This is a genomic window from Providencia sp. Marseille-Q8014, from assembly GCF_965112055.1.
Window position 1 is genome coordinate 1,337,211 of the sequence record NZ_CBCOPT010000001.1, and the last position, 16,973, is coordinate 1,354,183.

A 16,973-nucleotide genomic window follows, 5' to 3' on the forward strand; every position below is an offset into this window, starting at 1 on the left:
AAACTTATATATTTCAGGTAGATATAAGGAAAAGCTAATGAATAAGAATGCAGCAATAAAATAGATATTAATGGCCTCCACTGTAACTGTAGTAAAGAGTGTTGCAACCGCGAGAATGGTGACAATAATACGCCGGCTATTTGCCGTCATTGCATTAGACAATTCACTAAAAAATGATTCAATAACTTTAAACATAACAATTCCTTTTTATAGTTCCGCGATGAGTGTATATGATTTAAATAAAATATTGAAGCTTTTATTAGCTATTCGTGCTATTTAATATTAAAATCACTTATCAGAATTGTTGTTTTTTAGCACATTTAACTCAAATGATGGGTAAAATGATTTATAATATTGATAATTACATTAAGGTATGGAACTTTAATTACACATTTTGTTTTATTACCTGATGTATAATTTATTTTAATCGATTGATTTGAAAAGAAATTGTTATTTTATGTAATTTTTTAGTGTGTTGCTGTGGCCTATTTTCATGAAAAAATACAAATCAAACAATTAAGTGTTACTACCTAGTGTGTTTTAACTATTTAGAAAGTGATTAATATCACAATTATTTTATTATGTTTAAATACTTTGTCTATTTAATATAAGTATTCTATTAATGACTGTTTAGAGGGGGGATTTTAAAACAGCATCGTTAATACATAGCTGCTTTATTTTAGATAAGTTGTAATTTTATGCGGTTATTGGTGAGTCCACATTGAAAAGAAAAGATAATAGCTAAAAGTAAGCGTAAACGAAAAGGGTATTCACTTCGTTATAGCGAGTGATTTTTATGTGGTTTTAAAAGTACAGCACGGCATTTTAACACTATTCTGATTGATTATTACAATCAATGTCACTATTGTAATGTTTTCGATAACAAGGAACAGATTATGCCATCTATTGATATGACAGAACTATTAGGCTACTCCATTGCTTCTAGCATAAAAATGGTTTGTACGCCATTTGAGTTCTTTTATCAGACTAATATTATTGGTGATGTCAGTGCGTTGTTAACACTATTCTTCGTCTATTAATTTTGATGTTAACTTAAGTGTTATCATTGATGGTGAAATTTATTTATAAATTTTACCCAATCAATGACTATGTTATGGTTTTTTGTGGTTTGTTTCTAATAAAATCAATTATTTGTGTTTTTTCTTTCCTCTTTTCTCTGCCTTGTCAGCGTTGTAAGACTGTCATTTATTTTTAATATAAATTGATCTCTTGGCTATCTTATTAAATAAAGCATTTTGATATGGATTATTTTTGTGTGGAAAATCACAAAAAATAATTATTTCTCATTGTTGAGTTGTTTTCAATGACGATATATTGTTAGTTTTCTTGTAAGTGATTGTGGGCTTATAAATATATTTATATAAAATATTAATTATATTATCTTGGTTTATATTTTGATAATAATTTACTTTTGTGCTCCTATTAAAATTATTATTCCACAATTAGATGGAATAAATAGAATCTACTATTTTTGAAAAAGATAGTTAACTTATTTAAATATGAGGGTAACCATGTCTGAAACGATATTTCCTCAAGGTTTTTTGTGGGGAGGAGCAATGGCAGCGAATCAAGCTGAAGGTGCTTATAGTGAAGGAGGGAAAGGCTTAAGTACCGCAGATGTTATTCCTTATGGAGAAAAAAGGTATCCCATAAAAATCGGTAGAGAAAAACGGTTTCAGTTACAAAGAGATGAATATTATCCTAGTCATGATGCCATTGATTTTTATCATCAATATAAAAGTGATATTGCTTTAATGGCAGAAATGGGGTTCTCGGTTTTTAGAACTTCAATTGCATGGAGTCGGTTATTTCCACGAGGTGATGAAACTACGCCAAACCCAGAAGGTATTGCTTATTATCAAGCCGTATTTAATGAATGCAAAAAATATCATATCGAGCCACTGGTTACCCTGTGTCATTTTGATGTGCCGATGCACTTGGTGATTGAATATGGCTCATGGCGTGAACGTAAGATGATTGATTTTTTCACAACTTATGCCAAGGCCTGCTTTGAAGCTTTTGATGGTTTAGTTAAATATTGGCTCACTTTTAATGAAATTAATTTATTACTTCATACCCCCTTTTCGTCTTCTGGATTATGGTTTGAAGCAGATGAAAATATTGAGCAAGTGAAATATCAGGCTGCCCATCATCAATTAATTGCAAGTGCATTAGCGACTAAGATTGCTCATGAAGTTAACGCCAAAAATCAAGTTGGCTGCATGTTAGCGGGCGGAGGTTATTATCCTTGGTCTCCTAAACCGGCTGATGTGTGGGCGGCAATGGAAAAGGATCGTGAAAACTTGTTTTTTATTGATGTACAGGTACGTGGTATTTATCCTGCTTATGCCCAACGTATTTTTCGTGAAAAGGGGGTTTCGCTAGAAATAGTGGAAGGAGATGAGCAACTTCTTAAAAATACAGTGGACTTTGTGTCTTTCAGCTATTATGCCTCTCGTTGCGCTGCATCGGATATGGAAAGAGATGAAAATCAGTCAGTTAACGCTGAAAAATCATTGACCTCTCCCTATATTCAACATAGTGATTGGGGGTGGGGGATAGACCCTTTGGGATTACGGCTAACAGCGAATATGCTTTACGATCGCTATCAAAAACCGTTGTTTTTAGTTGAAAATGGTTTAGGGGCTCACGATAAGCTTGATGAAAACGGTGAAATTATTGATGACTACCGAATTGACTATCATCGAGCACATATCCAAGCATTAGCGGAAGCGATTGCGGATGGTATACCGGTTATGGGCTATATTTCATGGGGGTGTATTGATCTGGTTTCTGCCTCTACGGGGGAGATGAGTAAACGATATGGATTTGTGTATGTTGATAAAGATGATCACGGAAATGGCTCATTAGCCCGAATACGTAAAAAATCCTTTTGGTGGTACCAGAAAGTAATACAGACGCATGGTCGAGAGTTAGAGTAAATTACACTTTCTTATATTTTGTAGATAAAAAAAAGAGTCCCTTTAGGGACTCTAACTAAATGAAATCACTACTACATGATTTAATTTACAGCGGTATTATGGTTATTTTCTTCACTACTATATCATACATGATGTCAGATTTACTTATACTTGTAGCAACTTTAAAGTGCCAAGTGAGTGAATTCGATGTCTAGAGCGCTCTTTTATCATGCGTTATCTTTTTCACTCTTTAATATACGCTTCTTGGTGAGAGGCTCGTGATTAACTTCATTGAATTATTGTTTGGCAATAATTTCGCTATTTTTTTACTTAGGCATTATTTTGCATAGCGTGTTTGTAAATTGGTTGTATCTTTATCTGCTATGATATAAGCATGCCATGTTATCAATATCATAATATTTCTGTGATTGAATGATCAGCTGTCATCACTCATCCCTTATCTGGATACTAATGTACAATATAATTTGGATGATAAAAATGTGATCTATGTATCAAAATACATTTCAAGTGTTAATATTATTAAGTTAACTCACACTGACTTATGCTAAATTTTCTTTTAAATTCAATTTGTTGATTTTTTATCTCTGTAATAAATCGACATGAATTGAAAGAAATCAACAATAACCAAGAGAATTCGAAGATAAGGGTAATGGTGTATAAACACAGAAAAAATTAAATATTGTTAATAATTTTATCTGCTATTGCTCTCTTCTTTATTAGGTCTTTCGTGACAGAATTGATTCCAGATAAAATTGAAATTTTCACTAGGAAAAATTTTATCTGAGCGATCAATTAAAGGGATAGAAACGACGTTTCTTCCATCTTTATGCATATACGTTTTGACAAGAAACCTTTTATAACTAAAAGAATTTTCACTTTTAAAGATAAGAACTTCACCACATACATACCCAAGGATACCATGATCAAGAGTTTCACGAATTTCATAGTAATTCACATTTTTATACTCAGCCGTTTCTGGAAAAGGGAGGAAGTCCTCTACAGCCTTTTGCGATTTTTTAACGATATCAAGATCTGGGGTATAATTAGCCATCATACCTCCAACAAATGATCCTCCAGCAATAAGAGCAATAATTAAATATGAAAATATATTCTTTTTCATGGCGTTACTCTTTCTATATTATTATAAATAATAGTTACTTATGAATTAGGCTATTTTAAGATAGCATAAGTAGAAGGGTATTTATATGAAGATGTAATAACAATGCTCAAATAAAGACAAAGAGTTACAATTTATAATAAATTGTTATGGTTAATTTAATTAAAATAATTAATTTTATTTACTGGTTTCTTATTTTAAAGTTAATGGGAATGCGAATGATAAATTAAAAGTAGGAAAATTAGCGATTATTTTTCATTGTGTTAGCCATATTAATAGCTTCTATTAATTGTGAGCGATTAACTCTATCATTATTACTATCTAGTAATTGTTGCCATAAGCTAATTGCTTTTTCATAATTCGCATTCATAAATGCATCTGAAGCTAATAACATTAAGGCGGTAACTTCATTTTTATCAATTGATAATGACTTATCTATCATTTTTACGGTCATCTCCGTCATTTGTTGCCCTGATTGATAATAAAGGACTGTCGCAATAGCTGAATAAAGTTGTGCATTTTCTCCTGTATATTTCAGTGCTTGCCCATAGGCTATTAATGCATCTTCATAATTATTTTGATAGAGGTAGTATTCACCGAGAATGGCCCAAAGCTCCCCATTTTTAGGTGACTTACGGATATTATCTTGTAGACGTGCAAGATCACTTTGCTGTTGTTGTATTGGTGTCAATAAATACAATGGGTCAGCAGTGCGTTGATATTCTTTATAATTTTCACTAAAACGCGGCAATAAAAAATAACCCGAAACGGTGAAAAATAAGAGTAATAAGAGGGTGAAATTCAGCGAAATAGGCGATAACAACCATGAACCGCTATTTTGCGATACTTTGAATGGAAGTTCAGATGTCAGCTGTTTTGATAACTGACATTGCGGTGAGGCGGGTTGAGTAATGACGTCTTGATAATGTCTTTTAATCTTAGGGGGGCTGCTTTTATATCGATAATAAATTAGGATTATTATCAATATAAAAGCGATAAATGGCGATAGCCACAATACTAGCGTCCCTATGCGCAGGGGCGGATTATAGAGAACGAAATCACCGTAGCGCTCAGTCATAAAAGCGAGAATTTCTGCTTCTGTTTTGCCTTCTGCAACCATTTTGTAAACTTGATGGCGCATGCTAACAGCGGTAGGGGCATTGGATTCGAGCAGATTTTGGTTTTGGCATTGTGGGCAACGTAATTGTGACGCTATTTGTAATGAAACAGATTGTTGCTCTTGGTGAGTAAATTGCCAAGTATCTACGATATCAGCTTTTGCAATATAGGTGACCATGAGCAGTAGAATGAATAAAGGGGTGTAGTGTAATTTAAACATGCTTAGCTCTTCCTTTTATCCAACCCCAAAAAAGTCCAATGCACATGACCAAAGCGCCACCCCAAATCCATTGAACACCATCTTGCACATAAAAGCGTAGTGCATAACGGTTATTTCCTGTTTTTTCGCCTAAAACGGCATACCAGTTTCGTATCCATCCCCAATGCATACTTGGCTCAATCATGAGTTGTTTTCGGGCGGTATAAAATCGACGTTCAGGCACAAGCGTACTGATTAATTTATCTTTTTGAACAACAGTAATTAAGGCCTTTTCTGTTGTGTAATGAGATTGCGCCTCAAGTTGTAGCTGTTGAAACGTAAACTGATACCCTGATAGTGAAATAGAGTGCCCTAATGTCATATTTGCACTAACTTCTTGTTTACTTACTGTTGAGAAAGCAATACCTATAGCGAAGATAATGACACCTGAGTGTGAAATTAAGGAGGATAATTGGCGCTGTATATCTCGAAATGGTCGCAACCACAAAAGAAGCAGTAATGCAGCCATGATAGCCATCATACTGGAGAACAGCTTTCCTTCACGCCAAAAATACAGCGTAATGCCAATCGTACAGATAATAAGGAGAGATAAACGCCAGTAAAAAAATCGAGGAGATATTTTTGGGTAATGTAGCGCCCAAGCGCCAATAACCGTGAGCATTAATAGCCCAAAAGGAAATAAAGCGTGATTAAAGTAAGGTGAGCCAACAGATATTTTCCCCCAGCCAAACATGCTGTAGAGCATTGGATATAGGGTACCAAGGAGTACGATACATAAGACCACCACAAATAAAATCAAAGATAATTGTAAATAGATTTCTCTTGTCGTAAGTGTAGTTTTGGCCCGTGATGGTAAGGTTTGAGCTTTGCTACTGTAAATAAATAAGGCCACCATACTCATGATTATAAATAGCAAAAATAGCGGTAACGCACGAACATTATCAAGGGCAAAAGCATGTACTGAAACGAGTATGCCTGAACGGACGATCAGTGTACCAAGTAGTGATAAAATAAACGCCATAATTGCCAACATCATTGACCAGTGGCGGAAATTTCCTTGTTTTCGTGATGCAGATAAGCTGTGTAGTAGGGCGGTTGCTGCTAGCCATGGCAATAATGAGGCATTCTCGACAGGATCCCAAAACCACCAGCCACCCCATCCCAATTCACTGTAAGCCCACCATGAACCGAGTGTGATACCTAAAGTTAATATGCACCAGCTTGGTACGGCCCAGCGCCAGCAAAGCCATGCAATGGTTTGACTAAAATTACCCGCAACAAGAGCCGCTAAGACTAATGAGGTAACGACCATGAGACCACTATAACCAAGATAAAGTAGAGGAGGATGTAAGATCAGCCCCCAATGCTGCAACATGGGGTTGAGATCACGCCCCTCAATCGCAGGTGGAAAAATCCGCACAAAAGGATCGGAGTAAAAGACGATAAACCACAGCAATGCCGCAGTCATGGCTGACAGGAATATTAAGGCTAGCGCAAAGAATGGATGTTTTTGTTTACGATATCGCCAGGCAACAAGTAAGTTCCAAGCAGATAAGAATAACGCCCATAATAACAATGAACCCTCATGTCCGCCCCAAACCGCGGCTATTTTGATAGCCATTGGCGATAGACGATGGCTATGTTGAGCGACATAGACCACAGAAAAATGGCTTTCAATAAAGCTGATGGTAAGACAAAGAAAGGCGATAGCTAAAAAAATAAATTGTAAAGTGGACCAAAAGACGCCTAATTTTACGGAATTAGGCGTCTTTTTATCGTAACCAACCAACCCAAACAAGGTATGGAAACTGGCTATACACAGTGTTAGCAGTAAGCTAATAAAGCCAATTTCAGGGAGTATCAGTTCCAATGAAGCACCTTGTTTATGTTGATTGTAGTGATTAAGCGACCGTCAATTGTCCTGCATACAGTACGAAGAATCGCAGTAAAAAGACACCAATGAGACTAGCACTGCTGACTAAAATAACCCGAGATGCTGTTTGGCTTTTATTCACCCATTTTTTCAAACTCAAAGGGATAATAAAACCTATTCCTACGACACCAATCCAAAACCACCATGTCCAAAAACCACCACCCAATGCGGCAATTAGGGCGCGCATTTTGCCATCATCCCCAAGTGCTAAACCGATAAAAAATGCTGCCAGCAAAAAGATTTCTAACCAAACGACAAAGCTTTCAACGCGATGTAGAAAATGAGCTTCTTGGTTGTGGATATTTTTACGGTAGCATAACGCTAAGGCTATCAGTGCAACAGCAATGCCGGATGAAATCCCTGAAAAGAGAAATAATGCAGGCAAAATAGGATTGTTTAAGAAAGGGTATGATTTTAAAGCTGAAAGTAAGAATCCCGTGTAGGCGCCTAACAATACTGCTAAGACGAGCATGGTGACTTCAATCACGCGCATGGCGGGTGTAAATAGGGGGAATAGCCGTTGGATAAAACCAAAACGGGGTAGCCATTTTTGTTGCAATTCAACTAACTCAGATTGAAAAACGTTGGCTAACCACACGATGAGCACAACCATATACACTTGGAATAACATAACCCCCATCGACATCACAGAGGTTGGGCTATAGTGGAACATCAATTTCCAGAAAGTCCAAGGTCGGGTTAAGTGGAAAATCAAAATCAGTAAACCAAGAATGATGGTCGTTGGTGCAAGTAATAAAGTGGCTCGCATTAGCGTGCTGTTACTCGTCGCTTCGGAAGGGTAAAAGTGACGTAATAAAATGGCGAGTACCACTAACCCCGCTGAAATCCCAATTAAAAAGAGATAAACAGCGATTGGCCAATCCCAGACCAGCGATTCAAAATGGAAAGCAGAAGCGGTTGTCATTGGCTCACCTCCCCATACTTAAATGGAACTCGATAGACTTTGGGTCGAGTACCAAGTGCAATTTTATAGCGATAGGTTGTTTTTTGGCGGAGCATGATTGCAATATCACTGTTTGGGTCATCCAAATTACCAAAAATGAGCGCTTTTGTTGGACATGCTTCAACACAAGCCGGTTGTTGACCTTTTTTCAAATTGGTTTTACGGCAAAAGTCACATTTATCGGCAGTTTTATTAACAGGATGAATAAAACGTACTCGATAAGGGCATGCCGCAATGCAGTATTGGCAACCGACACACAAGTCTGGATTAACATCGACAATACCGGTTGTCTTATCGATAAATGAGGCCCCTGTCGGGCAGACATCGACGCAAGGGGCATGCTCACAATGTTGGCATGAATGCCTAAAGAAACGATATTTGATATCAGGAAAGTGGCCAATTGGTTCACTACGGATAATCGTTAATCTTGAAACGCCTTCAGGCACGTGATTGACTTCTCGGCAAGCGTCCATACAAGCTGTACAGCCAATACATAAGGCTTCATCATGAATCATGCCATAGCGTAGCCCATTAATTTTCATTGTATTTGCTAGAGTATGGACCGTCGTCCCTCCAGACGCAGCTAACACTCCTGCATAGATAATAAATTGACGACGCGAACAACTCATGGCTGCTCCTTACGCAATTTTACCGCCGCTGGATTGAAATCAGGGTTGTTGCGTTGCTCTGAGTGGCAATCAACACAAATTGTTATGCGTCCTTTGTCATTGAGAACCTTCATCGTATCTTGTTTTGGATGAAGATCATGGCAACTTGCGCAGGCGACTTTGGTCACATGCACATCATGTGGCCAGAACGCTTTTTGTAGCTGTTCGGGTAAATGACATGATAGGCAAACACTATTTTGTTGCTCCACGCTATACATAGGGTGGTTGAAACGCATGACATCTTTCGCCCCTTCACGATGGTGAGGACCTGGATTGCCATGGCAGTTAGTACAGGTCACTGGAAGGTTATTGTTAGGATTGATGACGGATGCGTGAGTTCCATGCATACCCTCTTTGTCGGGTTTATGGCAATCCAAACAAGCAGCATCGGGATTACGTTGCTGAGTGACAACCCAGCGTTCACCATTCTCTGGTGTGGATGGTGTCGCTGCGGATGCGGCAATGCTCCATAACAAGCCTGACGCCAGCACCCCAGCAGTTAATAACGAACGTAGTACGCTCATATTGACTCCATTGTTATGCCGCCACTTTGCAGAGGCGGATTGCGGTTATTGGCTTAGCAGATTGTTTTTACGAGCTTGATCATCCCACTCCGGTACAATGGTTTTCAAAAACTCTTGTTTTTCAGCATTGATTTTTTGCATATCCAAACCAATTGCCTGTTGGGCTTTTTCTTTGGTTGAAATATCAGGAATAGCAATTTCATGGGTAACGCCTTTCGCACCTAACAAGCGCACCAATTTAGTCCGTGCATCGGCAGCTTTATTCATCGCTCCACCTAGCATACGTAGGCCTTCATCAGGCGCATGCATATGAATACCATGAGACGCAATCGCGAGGTCCCAACGCCATTGAGCATGGCGAATATCAGCTAAAATAGGTGCCATTTCTTTTTCTGTCGCACCGGCATCCCAAGCTGCTTTGGCTTCAAAGTGGGCATGCACGAGTTGATCTTCCACTTTGATTTTCATCTCTTGGATCGCTTGTTTACGCTCAGCGACAACAGCTTGTAGCGCTTGTTTGCTTTGGGTATGGCAATTACGGCAGGTTTGTTCAAAGTTATCGAAAGGGTTTCCTATTTTGTGGCTGGTATAGAGTTCACCTTTTTCATTTTGCAATTTAGGCATATGGCAGTCGATACAGGTGACGTTATTTTTTCCGTGAATACCTGCACTCCATGTTTCGAACTCAGGATGCTGTGCTTTTAGCATGGGGGCTTTTGACAGTGAGTTTGTCCAATCAGAAAAACCGATATTGTCATAATACACTTCCATGTCTTCTACTTTGGTACCGTTATCCCAAGGGAATTTGACGGATTTATTGTCTCCTGCAAAGTAATATTCGACATGGCATTGACCACACACCATAGATTGTTGTTCGAAACGGCTCGCGTGCTCAAAAGGCTTTCCAATGGTTTCCATAGCTCTTGCGGCATAGGGACGTGTGAGTGTAAGCGCAGGTTTACCTTGAGCAAATTCAGGTGAGTCAGTTTTGTGGCAGTCAGCACATCCTAATACATTAACGATTTCGGGACCGCCTTTTGCCCATTTACCATGGAAATAGTTATCTTCGCCTTGTTCTTGAATCAGTCTGGCAACATCAGGACTTTTGCAGCTCCAACATGCCATAGGAAGTGGGCCATCTTGTGCGTTTTTAGGTGCCCCAGTTCTTAGTGTCTCACGCACATCAATGAGTGCGTAAGCATGACCGCGAGGCTTGTTGTAATCACGAGAAAAAGGATAACCAGCCCAAAGGATCACTAAGCGTGGATCCTCAGCAAGAGCGTCTTCACGTTGTGCTTGCTCAGAGGTTGCACGCCATGAATGATATTGGTCAGGATGTGACTGAGCAAAGGACTCATTTTTGGTATTAATGGTTGATGATGCTTCCTTTGATTCTGTTTGTGCGTGGATAGAGTTACTAAATAGAAATATTCCTGCAAGCAAACTCAGTAAGCACAGAATACTATTTCTTATCTTTGCCATAAGGGCCTCGAGTGATGTAAGCCAGCCATCCCATTGGCTGTAATATTATTATTTATAAGTGATGGCAAATAGATGATTGCCATCATGACATGCCTAGTTAATAGCTCTAGCAAATAACCACACTCAAAATATTGTTTTTGATCAAAGCTAAATTTATTAAAAGAAGTGTGATTAAGATAATGTGAGTAATATCTGATCATGGATGTAAATTAGGAAAGAAAACATGAAACAGTCTAAAATAAAAAGAGGTATTCAGCCGTTAAGATTTATTCTCATTATCAGCGATAATAATGAGGACGATAATGCGTTGTGAATGACAGTGTTCAATGAGTCGCAAGGCTTTCGATTTATAGAATGAAAAATAAAATGTGCATTAGTTCTAATATTTTCGATATGAAAAGAATAAAGAGAATTGCTCTTGTACCTCTTTAGTAGTATTTCTATCTGTTATAGATATGAATATTTCATGAAGGTTTAGGTTTAATTTGGTTTACCCTATTTAAAAAATGTTAATAACTTTTTACTACTCTAAATAATATAAGGGTTAGTCAGCAAGTTACCTAATAAAATTCAAAATACTTTCCAAGTAAACTATTTTTTTTCAATTAATATAATAATTAATGTTACCTACTTAGTAGTATGTATTTTTATACCCTCAGTCGTTAATATTTGTCATTAATACACATATAAAATTTGCGGTTAATTTTCAATTTTTGCATTAATTTTGTTTGGGCAATGTTAAGGAAATCAACATGGTTGATATCACCCGTCGGGGAGTATTAACAGGTGCGTGGCGCAGTGCGACGCCTGTTGTTCGACCGCCATGGAGTGGTAGTGAAGATCGCTTTATTGAAAGTTGCATTCGTTGCAACGAATGCCTTACACATTGTGAAACTGCAATTCTCGTTTCCGGCCCTGGCGGTTATCCTGTCGTTGATTTTTTACAAGGGGAATGCACATTCTGCTATGCCTGTGCTACCGCGTGTCCTGAACCAATATTTCTGCCGCAAACGTCTCAGCCTTGGGATATTTCCATTTCTATTGCTCAAACCTGTCTGGCCTACCGTTCTATTGAATGTCGACGTTGCGAAGACAATTGTGAGCCGCAAGTGATCTCTTTTCGTCCATCACTGACTGGAATCTATCAGCCCAAGATTGATAAGCAGGGTTGTACAGGTTGTGGCGCCTGTGTTGCCAGTTGCCCTGTATCAGCCATTACTTTGGAGCATGAAAATGCACAATAGCTGGCAAGTATGTAGTTTGATTGTACAAGTAAAATGTGAACAGGCTTGCACTGTGACGACGGCTTTGAATCAATTGCCTGGTTGCGAGGTGGCGATTAGCTCACCTGAAACAGGCAAATTGATTGTTGTTGTTGAGTCAGAACACAGTCGCACTCTGATTGATACTATTGATTCAGTACGCAATGTTGAAGGCGTGCTGTCTGTTTCGCTGGTTTACCACCAGCAGGATGAGCAATGTGAGGAAAATGATGAAACTCAGTCGTCGTAGCTTCATGAAAGCCAATGCTGTTGCGGCCGCTGCTGCGGCGGCAGGTATTGGTGCACCGAGTCTCGCTAAGGCAGTCGTCGGGCAACAAGAGGACATCAAATGGGATAAGGCGCCTTGCCGCTTTTGTGGTACAGGGTGCGGTGTACTTGTAGGAACCCAAAATGGCCGTATAGTGGCGAGCCAAGGCGATCCAGAAGCGCCGGTTAATCGGGGTTTAAACTGCATTAAAGGGTATTTCTTACCTAAAATTATGTACGGAAAAGACCGTTTGACTCAGCCATTGCTGCGTATGAAAGACGGTGAATATGACAAAAATGGTGAGTTTACCCCTGTAACTTGGGAAAAAGCCTTTGATGTCATGGAAGAAAAACTCAAAACGACATTAAAAGCGCGCGGCCCTGAAGGCGTGGGTATGTTTGGCTCCGGTCAGTGGACCGTGTGGGAAGGTTATGCAGCCTCTAAATTGTTCAAAGGGGGGTTCCGTTCTAATAATTTAGACCCGAATGCACGTCACTGCATGGCTTCTGCGGTTGTTGGCTTTATGCGTACTTTCGGTATGGATGAGCCTATGGGTTGCTATGATGATATCGAGCAAGCCGATGCATTTGTGCTTTGGGGCTCAAATATGGCAGAGATGCACCCTATTTTGTGGTCTCGGATCACCAATCGCCGCTTATCTGACCCAAATGTGCGTGTTGCGGTTCTTTCTACCTTTAAACACCGTAGTTTTGAATTGGCGGATAACGGCATTGTGTTTACGCCGCAATCTGACTTAGTGATCCTGAATTATATTGCTAACTATATTATTGAAAATAATGCGGTTAATCAGGAATTCTTTGATAAACACGTTAATTTACGCCGTGGTGCAACGGATATCGGTTATGGCTTACGACCCACTCATCCTTTAGAACAAAGTGCCAAAAACCCAGGTTCAGATGCTTCAGAACCAATGACATGGGATGAGTATAAGGCATTCGTTGCTGACTATACGCTAGACAAAACCGCCGAAATGACGGGAGTTCCTAAAGATCAGTTAGAAGCATTAGCTAAACTGTATGCTGATCCAAACATAAAAGTAGTCTCTTACTGGACGATGGGCTTTAATCAGCACACTCGTGGTGTTTGGGCAAATAACCTTTGTTATAACTTGCACTTATTGACCGGAAAAATCTCACAACCAGGTTGTGGTCCTTTCTCATTGACAGGACAGCCATCAGCATGTGGTACGGCTCGTGAGGTAGGCACTTTTGCACACCGCTTACCCGCAGACATGGTCGTAACCAATGAAAAACATCGTGAGAAAGTCGAACAAGTTTGGCAATTACCCGCTGGCACGATCCCAGAAAAAGTGGGGCTACATGCGGTAGCGCAAGATCGTGCATTAAAAGACGGTACACTCAACTTCTATTGGGTAATGTGCAACAACAACATGCAAGCTGGCCCAAATATTAACGAAGAACGTATGCCAGGTTGGCGTGATCCGCGCAATTTTATCGTTGTTTCAGATCCTTATCCGACCGTGAGTGCTATCTCTGCTGACTTGATCTTACCGACTGCAATGTGGGTTGAAAAAGAAGGTGCTTATGGTAACGCAGAGCGTCGGACACAATTTTGGCGTCAACAAGTTAAAGCGCCAGGCGAAGCAAAATCTGACCTGTGGCAGATGGTGCAATTTTCTCGTCGCTTTAAAACAGAAGAAGTGTGGCCTGAAGAGTTACTGGCTAAGAAACCTGAATACCGTGGTAAGACGCTTTATGATGTTCTGTTTGCAACCCAAGCCGTTACTCAGTTTCCGATTTCAGAGTTGGCAGAAGACCAATTAAATGATGAGTCGCGGGAACTCGGTTTCTACCTGCAAAAAGGTTTATTTGAAGAGTACGCAAGTTTTGGCCGAGGCCACGGTCACGACCTTGCACCATTCGATGACTACCACAAAGCACGTGGTATCCGTTGGCCTGTGGTTGATGGTAAAGAGACACAATGGCGTTATAGCGAAGGGCATGACCCGTATGTCAAAGCTGGCAGTGGCTACCAATTCTATGGCAAGCCCGATGGCAAGGCGGTCATTTTTGCTCTGCCATTTGAGCCAGCCGCAGAAATACCAGACAAAGAATATGACTTGTGGCTATCGACGGGTCGAGTATTAGAGCATTGGCATACAGGCAGTATGACGCGTCGTGTACCAGAGTTACATCGTGCATTTCCTGAGTCACAAGTATTTATGCATCCATTAGATGCGAAAGACAGAGGGTTGCGTCGTGGTGACAAAGTGAAAGTCGTTTCGCGTCGTGGTGAGGTGACGACTATCGTTGAAACACGCGGGCGCAATCGGCCACCGAAAGGACTGGTGTATATGGCCTTCTTTGATGCATCTCAGTTAGTGAATAACTTAACGCTAGATGCTACCGATCCGCTTTCAAAAGAGACGGATTACAAAAAATGTGCCGTTAAGCTAGAGAAGGTGTAATTGCTCATGTCCCAGAAGCCGAAACTTCAAAATAGTCGCCGCCGTTTTTTGCGTGATACCGTTCGCGCGGCAGGTGGATTGGCCGCTATTGGTGTGGTACTGGGGTTACAACAGCAAACCTCCCGAGCGAGCGGAATTCGTCTTCGTCCGCCGGGAGCCATTAATGAAAATGCATTTGCAAGTGCTTGTGTTCGTTGTGGTCAATGCGTGCAAGCCTGTCCTTATGACATGTTAAAACTGGCCACACTAGCCTCGGGATTAGCGGCGGGAACGCCTTATTTCATTGCACGGGAAAACCCTTGTGAAATGTGTGAGGACATTCCTTGTGCCAAAGTGTGTCCAAGTGGTGCATTGGATAAAGAGATCGACTCCATCAACGACGCTCGAATGGGGCTGGCAGTGTTACTTGATCAGGAAAACTGCCTCAATTTTCAAGGACTACGCTGTGATGTCTGTTATCGCGTTTGTCCGTTAATTGATGAAGCAATTACCCTAGAAATAGAGCAAAACCACCGTACCGGCAAACATGCTCGCTTTTTACCTACAGTGCATAGCAGTGCTTGTACTGGATGTGGTAAATGCGAGCAAGCTTGTGTTTTAGAAGAGGCGGCAATCAAAGTGCTTCCATTAACGCTGGCTAAAGGGGAGTTAGGACATCACTACCGCTTTGGTTGGTTGGAGGGAAATGATGGCAAATCGTAAACGCGATGCTGGGCGTGAGGCACTGGCGAAAAAAGGGTGGTGGCAAAGTCACAAATGGTTGTGGATGCGTCGGGTCAGCCAATTTTTGGTGTTAGCGATGTTTTTGAGTGGGCCTTGGTTTGGGGTATGGATCTTACACGGTAACTATAGCAGTAGTTTATTGTTAGATACCGTGCCATTAACCGACCCACTGATTACATTAGAAAGCCTTGCAAGTGGCTATTTGCCAGCCATTTCAGCATTAATTGGCGCTGCCATTGTATTACTGGTTTATGCATTTTTAGGAAAACGCATTTTTTGCAGTTGGGTATGTCCGATTAATCCAGTGACAGATGCCGCGGCGTGGCTACGTCGTAAATTCGATTTTAATCAATCCGCGACGATACCGCGCTATATCCGTTATGTGTTGCTTATCGTGATTTTGATAGGCTCCGCGGTCACGGGAACTTTAGTGTGGGAATGGATTAACCCCGTTTCATTAATGGGCCGAAGTCTAATATTCGGTTTTGGCAGCGGAGCGTTGCTACTGCTCGCCTTATTTTTATTTGATTTACTCGTTGTGGAGCATGGCTGGTGCGGCCATCTATGTCCGCTCGGTGCGTTATATGGCATCGCGGGCTGTAAAGGGGCTATCACCGTTGCAGCGATGAACAAACAAAACTGTACCCGCTGTATGGATTGCTTCCACATTTGTCCGGAGCCGCAAGTACTGCGAGCGCCGGTTTTAGATAAACAAGCCCCAGTCATGATATCTGATAAGGATTGCATTACATGCGGTCGTTGTATTGATGTGTGTTCTGAGGATGTTTTTAAAATAACACTACGATGGAGTTCGGGAGCGAAATCATGAAAATCCATGCCCTGATTAAGACAGCGAGCCGTTGGATGGTTGGAATGGCCCTCATTGCGACGAGCCTGACTTGGGCTGCAAATGGCGTCGATCTTTCTAAGTCACCAGAAGTGTCTGGTACTCAAGAGGGGAGCATTCATATCCCTAAAGAGCAGGAAAGAATGGCATTAAACTATGTGAATCAACCTCCTATGATCCCACATAGTGTTGAAGGATATCAAATTACCACCAACACAAACCGTTGCTTGCAATGCCATGGTGTTGAAAACTATCGCACCACAGGGGCACCTCGCGTGAGTCCAACTCACTTTATGGATGCGACGGGTAAGGTGCTGGGCGGGGTAGCACCAAACCGTTATTTCTGTTTGCAGTGTCATGTACCACAGTCAGATACTTCACCCATTGTGGATAACACATTCACCCCATCCAAAGGCTTTGGTCAATAAGGGGCA

15 protein-coding genes are annotated in these 16,973 nt (G+C 40.5%); 8 read left to right on the forward strand and 7 right to left on the reverse strand.

Annotation, left to right across the window (positions count from 1 at the left end):
* Positions 1–896 precede the first annotated feature (896 nt).
* Both ACWPW6_RS05780 and ascB read left to right on the forward strand, forming a co-directional pair.
* Positions 897–1,040 (forward strand): hypothetical protein, encoded by a 144-nt coding sequence (locus tag ACWPW6_RS05780; RefSeq protein WP_154635554.1) that lies wholly within the window; start codon positions 897–899, stop codon positions 1,038–1,040.
* 492 nt (positions 1,041–1,532) lie between these two features.
* Entirely contained in the window at positions 1,533–2,963 is a 1,431-nt protein-coding gene (ascB, locus tag ACWPW6_RS05785) for a 6-phospho-beta-glucosidase (protein ID WP_163860854.1), read from the forward strand.
* 691 nt (positions 2,964–3,654) lie between these two features.
* Here ascB and ACWPW6_RS05790 read toward each other — a convergent pair.
* From ACWPW6_RS05790 to nrfA, 7 genes are all read right to left on the reverse strand, one after another.
* Positions 3,655–4,083, reverse strand: coding sequence for a hypothetical protein (locus ACWPW6_RS05790; protein ID WP_196713404.1), 429 nt, complete (start codon positions 4,081–4,083; stop codon positions 3,655–3,657).
* A gap of 238 nt (positions 4,084–4,321) precedes the next feature.
* Positions 4,322–5,419 carry a heme lyase NrfEFG subunit NrfF gene (gene nrfF / locus ACWPW6_RS05795; RefSeq protein WP_423811150.1) on the reverse strand — a complete coding sequence of 366 codons (1,098 nt, stop codon included), beginning with the start codon at positions 5,417–5,419 and terminating at the stop codon, positions 4,322–4,324.
* Positions 5,412–7,289: a heme lyase CcmF/NrfE family subunit gene (locus ACWPW6_RS05800; protein ID WP_250000193.1), complete on the reverse strand. Its 1,878-nt coding sequence runs from the start codon at positions 7,287–7,289 to the stop codon at positions 5,412–5,414. The genes nrfF and ACWPW6_RS05800 overlap by 8 nt, the downstream gene beginning before the upstream one ends.
* Positions 7,290–7,320: 31 nt before the next feature.
* The gene (gene nrfD, locus ACWPW6_RS05805; RefSeq protein ID WP_250000195.1) at positions 7,321–8,277 is read right to left on the reverse strand and encodes a cytochrome c nitrite reductase subunit NrfD; all 957 of its coding nucleotides are present in this window, start codon (positions 8,275–8,277) and stop codon (positions 7,321–7,323) included.
* A complete protein-coding gene (gene nrfC / locus ACWPW6_RS05810) occupies positions 8,274–8,945 on the reverse strand; it encodes a cytochrome c nitrite reductase Fe-S protein (RefSeq protein WP_154622025.1) in 672 nt (223 codons plus the stop codon). Before nrfC ends, nrfD begins: the two co-directional genes overlap by 4 nt.
* Positions 8,942–9,508: a cytochrome c nitrite reductase pentaheme subunit gene (nrfB, locus tag ACWPW6_RS05815; RefSeq protein WP_154622026.1), complete on the reverse strand. Its 567-nt coding sequence runs from the start codon at positions 9,506–9,508 to the stop codon at positions 8,942–8,944. Before nrfB ends, nrfC begins: the two co-directional genes overlap by 4 nt.
* A gap of 45 nt (positions 9,509–9,553) precedes the next feature.
* Positions 9,554–10,990: an ammonia-forming nitrite reductase cytochrome c552 subunit gene (nrfA, locus tag ACWPW6_RS05820; protein WP_163860859.1), complete on the reverse strand. Its 1,437-nt coding sequence runs from the start codon at positions 10,988–10,990 to the stop codon at positions 9,554–9,556.
* A 752-nt stretch (positions 10,991–11,742) separates the two neighbouring features.
* Here nrfA and napF point away from each other — a divergent pair.
* The 6 genes from napF to napB are packed head-to-tail and all read left to right on the forward strand — an operon-like array spanning position 11,743 to position 16,967.
* Positions 11,743–12,234: a ferredoxin-type protein NapF gene (gene napF, locus ACWPW6_RS05825; RefSeq protein ID WP_154623884.1), complete on the forward strand. Its 492-nt coding sequence runs from the start codon at positions 11,743–11,745 to the stop codon at positions 12,232–12,234.
* Complete coding sequence (gene napD / locus ACWPW6_RS05830) at positions 12,224–12,502, forward strand: chaperone NapD (RefSeq protein ID WP_196713400.1); 279 nt, start codon at positions 12,224–12,226, stop codon at positions 12,500–12,502. Before napF ends, napD begins: the two co-directional genes overlap by 11 nt.
* Positions 12,483–14,969 carry a nitrate reductase catalytic subunit NapA gene (napA, locus tag ACWPW6_RS05835; protein WP_247047581.1) on the forward strand — a complete coding sequence of 829 codons (2,487 nt, stop codon included), beginning with the start codon at positions 12,483–12,485 and terminating at the stop codon, positions 14,967–14,969. The genes napD and napA overlap by 20 nt, the downstream gene beginning before the upstream one ends.
* Positions 14,970–14,975: 6 nt before the next feature.
* Positions 14,976–15,671: a ferredoxin-type protein NapG gene (gene napG, locus ACWPW6_RS05840; RefSeq protein ID WP_154623886.1), complete on the forward strand. Its 696-nt coding sequence runs from the start codon at positions 14,976–14,978 to the stop codon at positions 15,669–15,671.
* Positions 15,658–16,521 carry a quinol dehydrogenase ferredoxin subunit NapH gene (gene napH / locus ACWPW6_RS05845; protein WP_247047579.1) on the forward strand — a complete coding sequence of 288 codons (864 nt, stop codon included), beginning with the start codon at positions 15,658–15,660 and terminating at the stop codon, positions 16,519–16,521. The genes napG and napH overlap by 14 nt, the downstream gene beginning before the upstream one ends.
* Positions 16,518–16,967, forward strand: coding sequence for a nitrate reductase cytochrome c-type subunit (gene napB / locus ACWPW6_RS05850; protein WP_154623888.1), 450 nt, complete (start codon positions 16,518–16,520; stop codon positions 16,965–16,967). Before napH ends, napB begins: the two co-directional genes overlap by 4 nt.
* The last annotated feature ends 6 nt before the right edge of the window (positions 16,968–16,973 follow it).